This window comes from Paenibacillus sp. FSL H8-0175 (genome assembly GCF_045040615.1).
Lineage (GTDB): Bacteria > Bacillota > Bacilli > Paenibacillales > Paenibacillaceae > Paenibacillus_AQ > Paenibacillus_AQ odorifer.
The window spans coordinates 4,076,598-4,094,266 of the sequence record NZ_CP150299.1 but is presented as its reverse complement, the minus strand read 5'-3'; the positions used below and the strand labels follow the sequence as shown (position 1 = coordinate 4,094,266).

Sequence of the window (17,669 nt, the reverse complement as noted above, 5' to 3'; positions counted from 1 at the left end):
TGGGAAATAAGAGCTATACGGTCCGAACGTAACTTTGATAATCAAACCAAACTAATCAAACCAAACTAATCAAATCATCACATTCTAAGCTGATAGGTTCGATTGCGTACTTTTCCACCGACGATCTCTAGTAGCTGCTGTTCAACTAACTCATGTAAAACACGTCGGGCATGGCGATTAGTGACTCTAAGATGGTGGGTGAGTTCAACAGGTGTGAAAGGACGCAGAAGACATCTTGCGAAACGAAGTGTTTCAGCTTCTAACCAAGTTAATGAAGAGGGCGCGTCTGAAGCCATGAATTTGCCGATGAATGCGAGTACTAGTTGTTGACATAGCTGAGGCTCGTCCGTGATTGAGGGATAGGCGATGGATAGGAAGGTCCAACCGTCTAGCGATAATAAGGAATGGCGTCTACATAAATCTTTGAATCGTCGTACATCAAGATCTCTAGCATGCGGACCGTAGCCTTGAATCTCAATTCCACCCTTTGCTCCACCTGGCATATAGGCCAGATCAAGATAACGATAACCATTGTTGAAATCGCGCACTTCCCATTCGGGGAACAAGTAGTTGAAGTTTCCTACAGCAGGAAACCATACCGCACGCAGAAATTCGACTGTTCCATAGCCCAACCCTTTTGCAAGAAGCTCCTGTCTGCGGGGATTGTTCTCCTTATCCAAGTTGATCTGTAACCATTCCTCTAGTTGCTGTTCGAATCTGGACATTTTGTATATCCTCCTTAAGTAATTTTTTGAAAAAAGAAAAAGCCGCTCCCATACAATTCCTCCTGAGCTTACCCCAGGATAGAGATTGTATAAAAGCGGCGTGTTCTTCACGACCTATAGTTGCTATTATAACGAGTGCTGGGGATTTCTTCAATGAGTTACTGTGTATAAAGATGACGAATTCTAATAGGTTTTAGATGAAGGAAGCTAGCATGGTGAACGAGCTAAATTTGCTGAAGTTAATAGTTACTCTAAAAGCGGATTCCTCCCCCGCGCGGCCGCATGTCTTTTCTAGGACGAGCATTATGTGGTTACTGATCCGCAAAAATGGATTACGTGCTCTGCGCAATATCATTATTCATTTTCGAACGGACCGTATTGCAGCTATTCGTACATTTTCGCTCGTATTCCAAATGTTACGGACTGCATAGCTCTTATTAGCTGCAAATCAACTCGAAATGGGGTGGTTATGTGCGAATAGTTGCAACTGAGTCCGATAGCGTGGCAAAACCCTCGGTTTTCAACAAATAAGGTCTTTTGAGTCCGCAAACGCGCGGTGTAAGTATTCAGAGTTCCCAATGACGTCAGAATTGTCTATCTAGTCCAAGTCGTCAGATTATACATGTTGTCCATGTCACCAAAGTCATGTAACTCCGGGATGAACGGACCGTATTGCAGCTATTCGTACATTTTCGCTCGTATTCCAAAAGTTACGGACTGCATAGCTCTTATTAGCTGCATATCGACTCAAAATGGGGTAGTTATGAGCGAATAGTTGCAACTGAGTCCGATAGCGTGTCAAAACCTTCGTTTTTCAGCAAATAAGGTCTCCTGAGTCCGCAAGTGCCGGGCAGATGCGTTCGAGTCGCCAAAGTAGCACAAGTCGCCCAACTGGTCCATTCATTTCATCATTAAACTCATCATGCTCATTTCGTCGTCCTACTCATCGTGCTCATACCGTCATCCTACTCATCATGGTCATATCAGACCCTCTTTTCATACAAGTCCCGCTTTTTCCGAAAAAAATCCTAATAAAGGCCTATTACTTTGTCGAATTGTGAAGGAAATTAGAAAATTTTATAGAATTATCTATGTTCATCTAAACTTTTTACTCTACATCACGTGTTGCAGGATGGCCCTGGTGATTGCTGCAGCTTTACTCTTCCATAAAAGGGGCCGATACGATGCTCAAAAGGACATTACTTATCTATTTGATTGGTTTAATTTTATTATCTGCGATTCCTCTATCCATTCTTATGGGTCACGATAAACAAGGAAGTCACCTGCAAGTGCAGCATGGAGTCATGGATCTCGCGGCTTGGGATTACGAACAGGATAAGATTATCAAGTTAGACGGTGAATGGGAGTTTTATTGGAATCACTTATTAACTCCTGAGCATTTTAGGGCGGGTAGCGCAGATATACCTGATTCTACAGCTTGGATGGAGGTGCCCTCCCGGTGGAACGGCAACATCGTTAATGGAAGCCCTTTACCCGCCTTCGGTTCCGCCACCTATCGGATGGTTCTAAAAAACCTGCCCGTAAGCGGGGTATTCGCCTTGAAAAAAACAAATATCCGCTTTTCAAGCAGGATTTTTGTTAATGGACAGTCAGTTATTGAGGATGGTAATCCTGCTGCTAATGAAGCTGATTATCGGTCAGGGAATATCCCGCTGATTGGGCTTTTTTCGTCTGATAAGGGAGATGTAGAAATCATAATTCAAGTCTCCAACTTCGATTATGTAAATGGGGGCATTCCGGTTTCTTTATCCTTTGGTGAGGAAGCAGCAATGATGGAGGTTCAGCAGAAGAGTACGGCCCGTGAATTTAGCACCGTTGCTATTTTAGGCACACTTGCCCTTATCTTTTTTATCTGCTTTGGGGCAGCGTCCTTATACCATAAGCAGGATTACTCTTTACTTGTGTTTGCAACTATTTGTTTGCTGTTTGCGATATATCATGGGTTGATCGGCGAGCGTTCACTCTTACTCTTTTTCCCTAAACTTTCGTTCATAGTGCTCTACAAAGTAAAGGATATAAGCTCCATCTCCTGCTTTATTGTGCTCGCAATATTTTTTTACCAAATGCACAAAAGCATAATATCTTTAAAATTTACTCAAGCCATAACGATTGTTTTAGGCAGCTTTATAATTCTGGTCGCCATCCTGCCGATTCGTTCTTACACGGTCATTTATCCGTATGTGATTATTTTATATGAGCTGATGTTAATTTGGATGTTATGCAGAGTGGCTACCCTATATATCAGAAGCGCAGAAGTAAATAGAATCAAATTGCTGCTGATGTTTATGGCGATTCTAGCTATTAATTTATATTCCATAGACATTATTTTGTTTGCTCTTTCTATAAAAGAGAACCTTTGGCTCGGGCAGTTTTACATTGTGGCTTTTAATATCATCATGATCGTGCTGATTGTTCTACGTTTTTTTGAAGCCTACCATACCATAGACGAGATGAAAAACCAGCTGATCGGGCTGGATAAAATTAAAGATGAATTCCTTTCCAACACCTCACATGAACTAAAAACACCTCTAAATGCCATAGTGAACATTACAGCTACGCTGCTGGATGGGGTTGAGGGTCCAGTTAATGAAAAACAAGCGCAGAATCTAGCGATCGTAATAGGGAGCGGCAGAAGATTAACACATATGGTAAATGAACTACTTGATTATTCCAAAATGAAGTATGGAGACATCACATTATACAAAAGCAACCTGGATTTGAAAGCCGTTGTTGATTCCGTCATGGGTATTCATTCTTTTTTGCTCGGAGAAAAGTCGATCCTGCTCGTTAACAGAGTCGCTTCGAATTTCCCTATGGTGAATGCAGATGGCAATCGTCTGATTCAAATTTTCCACAACTTGGTTGATAATGCGATTAAATTTACGGAACAGGGTGAAATAGAGATTAGTGCCAGAGTTATTCAGGAGTGGGTGGAAGTACGTGTGGCAGACACAGGTTTGGGTATCTCACCGGATATGCAGGAGCGTATTTTCAAAGCTTTTGAGCAGGTGGATGAGGCGGAGATTCATAGTCATGGTGGAACAGGGCTCGGATTAAGTATTACTAAGAAGCTAGTAGAACTGCATGGTGGGAACATAGCTGTGGAATCTACAGTGGAAAAAGGTTCGGTGTTTATTTTTACACTTCCACGGTGGGATAAAGCGGTTAAGCCAATCTCGAGGCCAACCCTTAAGGCGGCACATTCTTATAAAAAATTAAGTTTCTCTCATGGTAGTTATCCCCTTTATATCAAAGGCGAGATCGATGAGCCCATTTTAGTAGTGGACGATGATTTTGCCAATCTGCAATCTATGATCAATCTGTTTAAGCTAGAGAAATATTCTATTGTGGTTGTCAATCGCGGGCAGATGGCACTTGAGGAGCTAGCGAAAAACACAGACTTTTTTCTGGTGGTACTGGATATTACCATGCCGGACATTTCGGGTTACGAGGTTCTGCAAAAGATTAGAGAGAGATTTACTCCTTTTGAGCTGCCTGTGTTAATGTTGACGGCCAAGAACAGGGTGAGCGATATGAAGATGTCCATGGATAACGGTGCAAATGACTATGTGGGAAAACCTTTTGAAGCTGAAGAGCTAATGGCACGTGTTAAAAGTCTGACCCGATTGAGAGCTTCCGTGAAGACTGCCAAAGACGCCGAAATTGCTTTTTTACGATCCCAGATCAAACCTCATTTCTTATACAATGCTCTGAATTCAATTGCTGAACTATGTGTGGAAGAACCTGAGAAGGCCGAAGAGTTGACACTGCAGCTGTCCCAGTATTTGCGAAGCAGCTTTGATTTCAAACAACTGGATTCACTAACGAGTCTGGAGAATGAGCTTGAGCTGGTAGAGGCTTATATCAATATTGAAAAAGCACGCTTCGGTGCCAGATTAAATGTGGAATATGATGTGAGAGTGAATACGGATTACCGGATTCCTCCGCTGATTCTACAGCCTTTGGTCGAAAATGCAATAAGGCATGGCCTAATGTCCAATTTGCGGGGTGGAACGGTAATTATATCTGTAAAAGAATTAGAGAATTCTGTGATTAGCTTTATTGTGGAGGATAATGGATCTGGAATGAGTGAGCATAAATTGAAAGAAGTAATGCAGTCAGATGTAGATAAAAGAGGGGTGGGGCTGTGGAATATCAGTCAGCGCATCAAGCTATTATATGGAAAAAATATTCATATTCAAAGTGCTGAAGGATTAGGCACAACGGTATCTTTTGAAATTCCAATACAGCAGCTTAAGCGGATGGGAGGTTGAGGCATGCTGCGAGCGATTATTGTAGATGATGAGGAGTTATCGGTAAAACGCCTGAAGCGGATCTTATCGCAGAGCGGAGAGATTGATGTCTATGAGACGTTTTTGAATCCTGCGGAAGCCTATGCTTTTGCGAAGGCCAATCCGATAGATGTAGCTTTTTTGGATATTTCTATGCCTGAGACGAATGGGATGAAGCTTTCTAGCCTTTTGCATGAATTGGATGAATCGATAGATGTGGTTTTTGTAACCGGATTTGATGAGTATGCGCTGCAGGCTTTTGACCTGAGTGCAGTGGATTATCTTTTGAAGCCTGTAACTGCGGAGCGGTTGTCTAAGACGTTAGAGAAACTCAAAAAAATAAATCGAAATACAACGGCTGAGCCTACGTTAGAAGTTTTTTTATTTAATGGTTTAAAAGTGTACCGCAGAACGCAGAACAGAGAGCTAATCAAGCTGAGAAGTCCAAAAACAGAAGAATTATTTGCTTTTCTGGTTAGTAAAGGGACGGTTAGCCGGGAGGAAATTATCGACACGTTGTGGAGCGGATTGGAGCCTGAAAAAGCATGGAAGAATCTGAACTCGACGCTGTATTATATTCGAAAAGCAATCGGCGCCAATTATATAAAAGCTAGCAGGAATGAAATTCATGTAGTAGAAAGCAGCATTTATTGTGATCTGTATGAATTTGAGCGATTGTTAAAGCAAATCAGGCAAACCTCTGAAAGACATGTTGAATGGATGATTCAAGCAGAAGTTTTATACACAGGAGCATTACTCAAAGGAAAAGCCTATGAATGGGCCAGTGGCAGGACGCGCAGACTCGAGCATGAATATATAGGATTGCTAGAGCTGGCTGCAAGATTTCATTTGGAGCAGAATCAGCAGCAGCAAGCACTGCATTATTTTGGAGAAATATTAAAATTAGATTCCTTGCGAGAGGACATCTATCATGAAATCATCAACTTATTAATTGAATTAGGGCGAATGAATGAAGCACAGCGGAAATTTGGTCAATTGGAAGAGATGCTGCAGCAAGAGCTTGGAACAACACCCGATCCTAAACTTAAAGCGTTAATGAAACAGAAGTTATTGTAATGGAAGGAACCTTCGAAAGGATGGCTATCGAGGGTTCTTTTTTTGTTTATTTTTTGTTTATCTTAATTTTGTATAATACTCTCGATTATTGTCGAATTAAGGACATGATTTATGCTAGAGGGGGAAATAGAGTTTGAAGCCATCATTTATGAAAATAGGCATTAGTATTTCGTTATGTACTGGACTTGTGGTGCAGGGGGTGGGTCCTATGCAAACTCCAATCATAAGTGCAAAAGCTAGTTTCGGTTGGCTCGAGAATAGCCCAGCTATAATAACGTCGATCAATGAAGATGACTATTCCAACGCAGGAGTTGAGGTAGCCAGCTTTTTGACAGGAAAAGTATCGGATCCAGCGTCAACAGGGATTGCTGTAGTAGCTTTAGATAATACCAAAGGGGCCTGGCAGTATTACAACACGGTGGGACGAATTTGGTATAATATCGAGCCGGTGTCGAACAGTAATGCTTTTCTGCTGCTGAAATCGGAGAAAATCCGTTTTGTCCCGGCGAAAGACTGGAACGGAACGGCATCCATTAGCTTTAAGCTATGGGATACAACAGCATCCGGTTATCAAAATTATCAAAAAAATGCGAATACCACAGTATCTGCCGCGTTCAGCTCAGATCCGGGTATAGCCGTAATTACTGTAAATCCAGTGAACGATGCACCTTATCTGACAGAACTAAATGGTGGGGACTATCTTAGTTTTGACGGTAACGGGGATTATGTGACCTTCCCGGATCAACGGATTTATGGGAATTCTTTTACAGTTGAAGGATTTTTGAAGGTAGATGCTTTTCAGACATGGATGAGATTTTTTGAATCATCGATCGCAGAGCAGAACCACAATATTTTTGTAGGTTTTAACGGTAAACGGATGAATTTCACTGCCTACACTAATAAGGGAGATATTAATGTCACTGAGGATTTCCCGATTTCTAAATGGGTTCATGTTGCAATTGTTTATGATCACAATCAGAAAAAGGGACGGATTTATTGGGATGGTGTACTTAAGGCAGAAGGGGCCATGGATTTAAGTACAGTAGGAAACGTTGCACGTCCGAATAACTGGCTTGGAAAAAGCACGTGGAGACAGGACGGAGATTATAACGGTGGAATGAGAGACGTGAGGTTCTGGAGTAAAGCCAAGACCCAAAGTGATATTGTTCGAGAAATGAATGTCGACTTGACAGGCTCGGAGCCTAATCTGGCTTTAAACTATAAATTAGCGAATAGCAATGATGGAAATGTCGCTATTAATACCTCTGGTCTTCCCCTTAAGAACGGCACAATTACTGGGGCAACCTGGAAGCAGGACACAGGTTTTATGGGGAATACTACAACCGATAAAAACAAGTCGGTCTCACGATCCTTTAAGGTCCTCGATGTGGATGGAGATGACCTACAAGTATCAGCTACTTCCTCGAATACGCTCTTAATTCCGAATAATGGACTGAAAGTAAGTGGAAGTGGTGAGTTACGAACTTTAGAAATAACACCCGCAGCGAATGCTTTTGGCACCAGTGTGATTTCTGTTAAGGTAAGTGATGGAGCATTAAGCAACACCTACACTTTTAATGTGACGGTAAACAATACGGGGGATGTAATCGTAACCGGAGTGACCCTGGATAAACCAACACTCAGTTTAACGGAAGGAGAAGCAGGAGACACGCTTAGTGCCGTAATAGCACCTGCTGATGCCACGAACAAAACAGTAAATTGGAGCTCTAGTGATGAGACTGTTGCAACCGTTGTAAACGGGGTGGTAACTCCAGTTGGCGTTGGAACAGCGATCATCACGGTAACGACTACTGATGGAAGTTTTACTGCTTCGTCTGTAGTAAATGTGAGTGCTCCAATCCCGCCGGTTGTGGATGTAACTGGAGTGAAGCTAGATCAGGAGACACTGAATTTAACAGCTGGTGAAGCTGATGGACTCCTCAAAGCAACAATAGAGCCTGCCAATGCAACGGATAAAGACGTGATCTGGAGCTCGAGCGATGAAACAGTCGCGACCGTTGTGAACGGAGTAGTAACTCCGGTTGGTGAGGGGACAGCAGTTATTACGGTAACGACGAAAGATGGAAGTTTTACAGCTTCGTCTGTAGTAAATGTGAGTGCTCCAATCCCGCCGGTTGTGGACGTAACTGGAGTGAAGCTAGATCAGGAGACACTAGATTTAACAGCTGGTGAAGCTGATGGACTCCTAAAAGCAACAATAGAGCCTGCCAATGCAACGGATAAAGACGTGATCTGGAGCTCGAGCGATGAGACAGTTGCGACCGTTGTGAACGGTGTGGTAACTCCGGTTGGTGAGGGGACAGCAGTTATTACGGTAACGACGAAAGATGGAAGTTTTACAGCTTCGTCTGTAGTAAATGTGAGTGCTCCAATCCCGCCGGTTGTGGACGTAACTGGAGTGAAGCTAGATCAGGAGACACTAGATTTAACAGCTGGTGAAGCTGATGGACTCCTAAAAGCAACAATAGAGCCTGCCAATGCAACGGATAAAGACGTGATCTGGAGCTCGAGCGATGAGACAGTTGCGACCGTTGTGAACGGTGTGGTAACTCCGGTTGGTGAGGGGACAGCAGTTATTACGGTAACGACCAAAGATGGAAGTTTTATAGCTACAACCACAGTTAATGTAGCCGCTCCTAAGCCACCTGACGTTATCGTAACTGGGGTGACTTTAGACCAGACAGAACTTAACTTAACGGTGGGTGAAGGCGAGGGAACTCTACAAGCGACAGTAGCACCTGCTAATGCAACAAATAAAGGTATGATCTGGAGCTCGAGCGATGAGACAGTAGCTAAGGTTGTTTATGGAGTAGTAACGCCGATTGGTGAAGGAACAGCCATCATAACGGTAACGACGAAAGATGGTAGTTATACGGCTTCTACAACCGTTACTGTGAAGGCACCTGTTAAACCAGTTACAGCACCTGGAATTCCAACATCCGTAACTGCAACTGCAGAGAATGGTCAAGCAATCATCACCTTTATCCCGCCGGTGAACGATGGAGGCAGCGAAATCACAGGATATATTGTAACTGCTAATCCGGGAGGTTTGACGGTTACAGGAACTGGAAGTCCTCTGACAATCAGTGGTTTGACGAATGGAACAAGCTATACCTTCACGGTACAGGCAATCAATAAAGCTGGCATCAGCGAATTCTCTGCTGAGTCCAATGCAGTTGTTCCTAGCACTCCATCTGGTGGTGATGTTGTTGTTCCGTCGCAACCAACCCCATCACCAACTCCGGCACCTGTGGTAAATGCTGCTTCCATTCTAATCAATGGTAAAGCTGAAACAGTTGGAACCGCAACGAATGGTAAACGGAATGAGCAAACGTTAACCACTATTGTGTTAGATCAGAAGAAGCTAGAGGACAAGCTCGCCACTGAAGGTAAAGGTACAGTAGTTTCTATCGGTGCAAATAGTAAATCTGATGTTATAGTTGGCGAATTAAATGGACAAATGGTTAAAAATATGCAGGGTAATCAAGCGATTCTTGAGATTAAAGCGGGAAATGCGACATTTACACTGCCTGCTCAACAAATTAATATTGACGCTTTGAACGAGCAAATCGGCAAGTCGGTAGCTTTGCAAGATATTAAGATACAGATTGAAATTAGTGCTCCTACAGCCGATAAAGTTAAAGCTTTAGAAGCAGCTGCGCAAAAAGGATCCTTCTCATTAGTTTCCGCGCCAGTTAATTTTACGGCTAGAGGTATCTACGGAGATAAGAGTATTGAACTTTCCCAATTCAATACGTATGTTAAACGTACCATAGCCATTCCTGAAGGGATGGACCCGAACAAGATTACAACGGGAGTGTACGTTGATTCCGAAGGTTCGGTACACCATGTTCCTACTAAAGTGGTTGTAATTGATGGCAAATATTTTGCTACTATCAACAGCTTAAGCGGAGGTACTTACTCCGTAATCTGGCATCCGCTTGAATTTAGTGATGTAGCTAATCACTGGGCAAAAGAGGCAGTGAACGATATGGGCTCCCGATTAGTCATTGAGGGAACAGGTAGTGGTCAATTTACTCCGGATCAAGCCATTACCCGTGCAGAGTTTGCGGCGATTGTTGTGCGCGGTCTGGGACTTGAGATGGAACAAGCTGCAACACCATTCTCAGATGTAAAGACCACGGATTGGTATAACAGTGCGATCAACACGGCATTTACTTATCAATTAATCAATGGTTTTGAAGATGGCATGTTCCGCCCTGATGAACATATTACCCGTGAACAAGCGATGTTAATTATTGCTAAAGCGATGAAAATTACAGCGCTACAGACTAAGCTTTCTGTTCAATCGGCTGACGTTTTGTTAGCTCCATTTACAGATAGTAGTGAGGTTTCTAACTGGGCAATCAGTGGAGTTACTGACACTTTGCAGGCAGGCATTATCATGGGAAGAAGCAGTAAAGGGCTTGCTCCGAAAGATGATATGACCAGAGCTGAGGTTGCAGAGATCGTGAAGCGGCTACTTGAAAAGTCGGATTTAATCTAATCTACTGAGCTCCAGAATTGTGATCATTAGAGGATTCGTTCAAAAAACATTGAACGAATCCTCTTTTCTTTTTATGGCTTAGCTCGTTTGTACGATAATTAATCATTAATGATGTATTTCAGACAGCACAATCAGGCCATGCAGAACGGCTGAAAGAAATCCTGAAAGCTCATCCGCACCTTGCGAATATGGAGAATAATATATTCGATAGTGATGGTTATACTTCCTTACATTCTGCTGCTTTTCATACGGATAATGTAGAACTAATAGAGTTGTAAATCGAACATGGCGCCGACATTTCTGCTAAAATAAAAAGTGGTGAATCTGCATGGTCGGTTGCGATTAAGCAGAGTAATCATAATGTTGCAGAAATTCTTCGCGGAAAAGGAGTAGTCTTGAATGAAAATCACAGTGGATGATAAGAATGATTCAACGGTAGCTATAATCTCTGGTGAGGAGATCATAATCAATAATGTAAGGGATGCCTTAGACTTAATGATGAATGTGAAATACCAAGGATGCGATAAAATGCTTCTGAGGAAGGAACAGATTACGGATGATTTTTTCGAGCTAAAGTCTGGAGTTGCTGGTGAGATTGCACAAAAATATACAAACTATCAGATGAGAGTTGCTATCGTAGGAGAATTTACAAGCTATAACAGCAAAAGTCTGAATGATTTTATTTACGAATGCAATCAAGGCGATAAAATGTTGTTCAAAAGTGCTGAAGCTGAGGCTTTAGCGGCCCTACATTTATGCAAATCGTGGAGATGATCCAGAGAGGAGTTATATCATGGATGAAAGTAAAATCACATATGAATCGATCGATGCCTATATTTCCGGGTTTTCGCTTGAGGTTCAGGAAATCCTTAATACGTTAAGAAAGGTGATAAAAGAGGCGGCACCGGAAGCAGAGGAAAAAATAAGCTATCAGATGCCTACTTTTGCATTACACGGAAATTTGGTGCATTTCGCTGCTTATCCCAAGCATATTGGATTCTATCCAACTCCAAGTGGAATTAATGCTTTTAAAGATGAATTATCGGGCTATAAAGGTGCTAAAGGTTCCGTTCAATTCCCTATTGATAAGCCTATGCCTTATGAATTAATTAGCAAGATTGTAACCTTCAGAGTCGCTGAGAATTTAAAAAAAGTTGAAGCAAAATAAGGTCTCTACTGGTATGAAATAGAGAGGTCCATCTGGTCAGGGCTGGAAGTGTGCATCCATTGTTGATGTTCTTCTTGATGCTGGTGAACATTGGATCCACTTCCGAGGCACTCCTGCCTCTTTTTCCTCATTTCGGACGTCGTACAAACGCCAGTATGATATCCTGGGCATAGTCCCCGAACCCACTTCCGAACAGATTTAGTCCTCGTTTATTGAGTGCATCCTCCCGAATTTCAAAACGTACACGAATAGGTTCATTAAACGCCAGCTTTAAAGAGCTGATTGTAGTGGAAGATGAGAAAGAACCATTACAGCTGCTGCCCGATTCCGTGACACTCCATGTAGTAAGAGCTCCATATTCAGTTCCACTTCTCCAACGTTCAGGGGTCAGTTTCCCTTTGCGGTTCCCGAAATCGGAGGGACAGGTCCAAGTCCCGACTAACTGGTCATTGATGGATAAGCTGATATCACTGGCCCAATCCTCTCGAAATGAAGGGGCTTCTGAGCATACTTCTGCCGAAATGCGGATTTCGTCCAACTCGACGCCTGGAGGCAGGGGGTTGGCGAAATAGTATTCGACATAACCGGCTTCTGCGAACCATAAGAGAGAGGCATCGACTCGTTCAGGCATGTAGAATGCTCTTGGATCATCCTGGGAGCCAATGACGCCACCATCTTTTCCGGCCATCCCGCAGGACGGTTGTATGGAGCAGTGGGAGAACATTCCGATGGGCATATGTATTTCCTCAGTTTGATGCAGCCCATCCCCTAGCTTTGAAGGGAGATCGAGTTGAATAGAGCGACAGGTGACCGCACAGATTTTTTCGCGATTTGCACCTTGTGTAGACGAGATAAGATTAACCTGTTCTAACGTCTGCACATTGATAGATATCGTTGGCTGAGCTACACCTAACGTCTCAGCTAATTGACTGACACTCATAGGCTTCTCTCCAAGGGCTTCAAGAATGCGGACGCGGACGTCACCAGACAGTGCTTTAGCTACATCTAAAATGCGTGACGCGGGATAACGTATCGTTTCTTGTGAAATATCATTCATCATATTTGTTCCTTTTCGTATAGGATGGGTTGAGGCTATTGTACAATGAAGATCGAGTATTGTAAAATCATAATAAACATTGCGAAAAACATATACTGGTGCTAAAATGGGCTCAACTTCTTATTTTGAAAGGCTGTGCTCGCCATATGACAACTTCTATATTAGCTTCTGAGACACTTGCGATTCCTCGTTCTGAACACCCTCATCCACATTGGCAACGTCATGAATGGATGAATTTGAATGGGCAATGGTCATTTAAGTTTGATCCGAACAATGAAGGTATGAAGGCGTTATGGTACTCCAATCCTGAAATCGCTTACGACTCAATGATCACTGTACCTTTTTCTTGGGTAAGTCCCTTATCCGGAATTGGCTGCGATCAACAAGGAATAGGCTGGTATCGCCGCACCGTGAATGGGCAGGCTGTTGACCAACAAACACGATTGTTTTTACGTTTTGGGGCAGTAGATTATTCATGTGATGTGTGGATAAATGGAGAACATGTAGGTTCACATCAAGGTGGATATGGTTCATTTGAATTTGATATTACACCTTACTGGGCAGCTAATTGTGAGAATAATATTGTCGTAAGAGCTGAGGATTTCGATCATGCTTATCAAGCGCGGGGCAAACAAGGATATGGAGAAATCCGTGGAATTTGGCAGCCTGTATGGCTTGAAGCACGTCCCGAAACTTATATGAAAGATGCAAAGTTTGTGACCCGTATAGATGGACAGGTGAAGGTAACTACAAGAATAATTGCGCATGAAACGGGTTCGGCAGAGTTTACGCTGCAATTCGCTGATCATTCTGTTGTTCATACAGAGAAGCTGCAGCTTATAGCAGGGGTGAACGAATGTAAGCTGTCTATCGATGTTCCCAATCCGCATTTGTGGAGTCCAGAAAATCCTTATTTATATGAAGGTGAATTGCAGCTTAGTGGATCGTTTGGTACAGATACAGTCAGCACTTATTTCGGAATTCGCGAAATTCAGACTGCCCGCTTTGAAGATCGTGATTATCGGTGGATCACCTTAAATGGTAAGCCGATATATTTGAACGGTACTCTTGATCAGTCCTATCACAAGACAGGGTTTTTCACCTATCCAACGGATGAAGACATGCGGGATGAAATTTATCTAATGAAACGTTTAGGGCTAAACATGGTGCGAATTCATATTAAGCCCGAAGAACCCCGTAAGCTGTATTGGGCGGATAAGCTTGGCATTCTTGTTATGGAAGATATGCCTTGTTTCTGGGGGAATCCGGATGACAAGGCCAGAGCCTCCTATGAGAGAGAAGCCCTTGAGGTGATTGAACGAGATTATAATCATCCATCTATTTTTTCGTGGGTTATGTTCAACGAGACCTGGGGTTTGAAGACAGATGCTCAGGAGGCTAGCCTCACAAGTGATGTACAGCAGCAGAGTAGTTATCTTAAAGAGACACAGGAATGGGTGCGGGAGAAATATCGCTGGGCGAAGCAGCTTGATCCGACTAGAATTGTTGAGGATAACTCGCCGTGTAATTATGATCATGTGGAATCGGATATTAATACATGGCACTTTTACATTAATGGTTATGAGCAGCTGCAAGCCCACTTAAATGAGGTTGTAGATAAAACATTCCCGGGATCGGAGTTTAACTGTATTGGCGGCAACGTACAGTCTGATGCCCCTCTAATGAACAGCGAATGCGGTAATGTGTGGGGGATAGAAGGTGGTGCAGGGGACAGTGATTTGGCATGGCATTACCGCTATATGATGAATGAATTCCGGCGGCATGATAAGCTATGTGGATTCGTATTTACTGAATTCCGTGATGTTACGAATGAGTTCAATGGTTATTACCGGCTAGACGGGAGCGATAAGGATTTTGGATATGGGGATTTTGTTCCCGGGATGACGATTGCGGATCTGCATTCCCCAGATTTTATCGTGATAGATGCTCCTCCATGCCAGACAGTAGAAGCAGGGCAGAGTGTTAAAGTACCTTTGCTAGGTTCCAGCTTCGCGGACAGCTATCACGGTCATAATTTGAAGCTGAGATGGGAACTGTGGTACGACAATTTGGGGACTCGGGTCACTGCGCAAAGTGGACATATGTCTGTGAAATGGGATAACTTTGGAAACACTATACTTCCTTCTTTGAACATTACAATGCCTGGTCAGGAGGCGGCTGCAATACTTGCTGTTTCTCTGATTAATGAGAAGGGTGAAGCGATCACGCGGAATTTCATTACTTTTGATGTAAGAGGCGGTAATAACACTGTATTGTTTAAAGGTGAAGGAGAATTTATTCAAATTCCAGTGGGAGCTTATACCGATCATAACTTTAAGCATCAATGGGATGCTATCCAAGGATCTAAGATCAATGGTGCTGGGCAAGGTCAGTATGTATACGAGGTTACACTGCCAGATGCAGCAGATAAATCAATGATTGGTGAGATCGAAATCATCTTCGAAGCAAGTGCTAAACGATTGCTGGCGCGGCATGTTGAAGGTACGAAGCTTAATGATATGGGCCTTGATCTTATGCATGGGGCAGATGCGAGGGTGGAATATAATCCGAATACGTATTATATGACGGATGAAGAGCGGCATCCTTCCCGAGTGAACGTTCTGGTGGATGGGCAGCGGATTGGTTCTTTCTATTTACCGGATGATCCGGCTGATAGCAGAGGGATTTTGTCTTGGCATTATCAGCCAATAGCGAATAAGCTGGATGAGGCTGGATCTTATGGCTACCTATGCAAGGCAAGTGTACCGGGGCAGTTAGCAGCGAAGCTGGATCGCAATCGTGTTTTCCGTTTGGAGCTGCAAGCAGAGGACGGCGGGCTAGCTTTGTATGGCCGTAATGCAGGTCGTTATCCACTGGACTTGTTGATTCGTTATCGCTAAATAACCTTAATATGAAAATAAAGCAATCCCAGCTAAGAAGCAGGGATTGCTTTTTTATCGGTATTGCAAGGTATTATTAAAGTTCTTTATCATTAATGCTGTTTAACCAGCTTTCAATCTCCCCAATGACCGAACTAATGCAGCCATCTTCAAAAGGTGAAGTCAGGCCCGCAAGTTCAACCAGCTTGATAAAGGATTTGCTTCCTCCAGCTTGACATAACTCTAAATAATCACTCCAAGCGGATTTAAAATCTTCATTTGAACGTTTCCAGAACTGGAAGGCACATAGCTGTGCTAGTGTATAGTCAATGTAATAGAACGGGGAGGCGAAGATATGGCCTTGCTTATGCCAAAATCCACCCTGTTCCAGATAAGCATTACCTTCATAATTGCGGTGCGGCAAATATTTTTTCTCGATTTCTCGCCATGCTTGCTTACGTTCAGCAGGGGTTGCTTCAGGATTGCTGTAAACAAAATGCTGGAATTCATCTACAGTAACTCCGTAAGGAATAAACTGAAGGCTATCTGCCAAATGATTGAAACGGTATTTGTCTGCATCCTCTTCAAAGAACAATTCCATCCATGGCCAAGCAAAAAATTCCATGCTCATGGAATGGATCTCACAGGCTTCATAAGTAGGAAAAGCATATTCAGGTACATTAATATTTCGGCTTTCATACACCTGGAAGGCATGCCCCACTTCATGGGTCAAGACATCAATATCCCCTGAGGTTCCATTGAAATTTGAGAAGATAAAAGGTGCTTGGTATTGGCTGAAGTAAGTACAATAGCCACCGCCTTGCTTACCTTTTTTACTTACTAAATCCACTAGATTGTTATCCAACATAAAAGTAAAAAATTCATCAGTTTCCGGAGAGAGCTCTTTGTACATCTTGGATCCGTTAGCTACAATCCAGTCAGGATCTCCTTTAGGAGTGGCATTGCCAGTCTTGAAGCTGAAGTTCTCGTCATAAAACTTCAAGGCATCCAGACCTAGGCGTTCAGTCTGCCGTTTCTTAAGCTGTTGGGAGACGGGTACGATATGCTCCAGAACTTGTTTCCGGAAGTTGGCTACCATGTCGGCGTTATAATCGGTACGCATCATCCGGTCATAACCTAGCTCAACAAAGTTGCTGTAACCAAGCTTTTTAGCAATGCGGTCACGGACTTTAACTAGCTCGTCATAGATTCGATCAAAGTCACTCTCATGTTCAGACATAAAATCATATCTGGCTTGTGAAGCACGTTTGCGCATATCGCGGTCCGTGGACAATTCAAAAGGAGTAAGCTGAGTCAGTGTCCGTTCTTCGCCTTCGAATGGAATCTTGGCGGACGCGATAAGCTGAGCGTATTCTGTAGAGAGTTTGTTCTCCAATTGTAAATCTTCGATGATTTCTGGACTAAAAGTACGCAGAGCTACTTCTGCAAGCTGAAGCAGCTGCGTGCCCCATTCTTGTTCGAATTCGGCTCTGTATTTGGAATTGACGAGTGCTTTGTAGTAGTCCGTTATGTATTCCTGAACGATAGGGCCAATCTCGTCCATGAATTCCTGTTCAGCCTTGTAGAATTCATCTGTTGTATTGATCGAATGGCGAACGCTAACCAATGTCTGCAGGGTGTCAAACTCATTGCGAAGCTTGTTAATAGCGGTAACGGAAGCCTTTTGCACTTCTAATGGCTCGGTGTCATTGAGATCTTTAAGCAGGTTGTTAAAATCCTGTTTGAACTTCTCTACATCCGGGCGCTCATAGCGATAATCATTAAATTTCATTAACTATTCAACTTCCTTTCTATACCAGATAGTCTCTATTATATATTCTGAACAGCAATTTACGATAGACCTGTGTTAGCTGTTTTTGAATAAAAAAAGAACAAATGGACAAAAGTGTAAAAACTTGTTA

General features: G+C 43.0%; 10 protein-coding genes. 7 read left to right on the top strand and 3 right to left on the bottom strand.

Going from position 1 to position 17,669, the window contains the following annotated elements:
- Positions 1-77: 77 nt before the first annotated feature.
- Positions 78-725: a transcriptional regulator gene (locus tag MHH46_RS18190; protein ID WP_076129710.1), complete on the bottom strand. Its 648-nt coding sequence runs from the start codon at positions 723-725 to the stop codon at positions 78-80.
- 305 nt (positions 726-1,030) lie between these two features.
- Between MHH46_RS18190 and MHH46_RS18185 the strand changes: the two genes are divergently transcribed.
- From MHH46_RS18185 to MHH46_RS18160, 6 genes are all read left to right on the top strand, one after another.
- Positions 1,031-1,156, top strand: coding sequence for a hypothetical protein (locus tag MHH46_RS18185; RefSeq protein ID WP_256717263.1), 126 nt, complete (start codon positions 1,031-1,033; stop codon positions 1,154-1,156).
- A 753-nt stretch (positions 1,157-1,909) separates the two neighbouring features.
- On the top strand, positions 1,910-5,020 hold the full coding sequence (locus MHH46_RS18180; RefSeq protein ID WP_143762443.1) for an ATP-binding protein: 3,111 nt from the start codon (positions 1,910-1,912) through the stop codon (positions 5,018-5,020).
- A gap of 3 nt (positions 5,021-5,023) precedes the next feature.
- Entirely contained in the window at positions 5,024-6,115 is a 1,092-nt protein-coding gene (locus MHH46_RS18175) for a response regulator (RefSeq protein ID WP_076129707.1), read from the top strand.
- Positions 6,116-6,248: 133 nt separating this feature from the next.
- Positions 6,249-10,643 carry an Ig-like domain-containing protein gene (locus MHH46_RS18170; RefSeq protein ID WP_405132503.1) on the top strand — a complete coding sequence of 1,465 codons (4,395 nt, stop codon included), beginning with the start codon at positions 6,249-6,251 and terminating at the stop codon, positions 10,641-10,643.
- 399 nt (positions 10,644-11,042) lie between these two features.
- Positions 11,043-11,417 carry a DUF4180 domain-containing protein gene (locus MHH46_RS18165; protein WP_076194643.1) on the top strand — a complete coding sequence of 125 codons (375 nt, stop codon included), beginning with the start codon at positions 11,043-11,045 and terminating at the stop codon, positions 11,415-11,417.
- Positions 11,418-11,436: 19 nt separating this feature from the next.
- Positions 11,437-11,811, top strand: coding sequence for an iron chaperone (locus tag MHH46_RS18160; protein ID WP_076304056.1), 375 nt, complete (start codon positions 11,437-11,439; stop codon positions 11,809-11,811).
- Between the two features lie 127 nt (positions 11,812-11,938).
- On the opposite strand, the gene MHH46_RS18155 is transcribed toward MHH46_RS18160, so the two are convergent.
- Positions 11,939-12,871, bottom strand: coding sequence for a transcriptional regulator (locus MHH46_RS18155; RefSeq protein WP_256717249.1), 933 nt, complete (start codon positions 12,869-12,871; stop codon positions 11,939-11,941).
- A gap of 143 nt (positions 12,872-13,014) precedes the next feature.
- Here MHH46_RS18155 and MHH46_RS18150 point away from each other — a divergent pair, with 143 nt between their 5' ends.
- Positions 13,015-15,768 carry a glycoside hydrolase family 2 protein gene (locus MHH46_RS18150; RefSeq protein WP_076194645.1) on the top strand — a complete coding sequence of 918 codons (2,754 nt, stop codon included), beginning with the start codon at positions 13,015-13,017 and terminating at the stop codon, positions 15,766-15,768.
- A 76-nt stretch (positions 15,769-15,844) separates the two neighbouring features.
- Here MHH46_RS18150 and MHH46_RS18145 read toward each other — a convergent pair whose 3' ends face one another.
- Positions 15,845-17,539 (bottom strand): M3 family oligoendopeptidase, encoded by a 1,695-nt coding sequence (locus tag MHH46_RS18145; RefSeq protein ID WP_076184489.1) that lies wholly within the window; start codon positions 17,537-17,539, stop codon positions 15,845-15,847.
- Between the last annotated feature and the right edge of the window lie 130 nt (positions 17,540-17,669).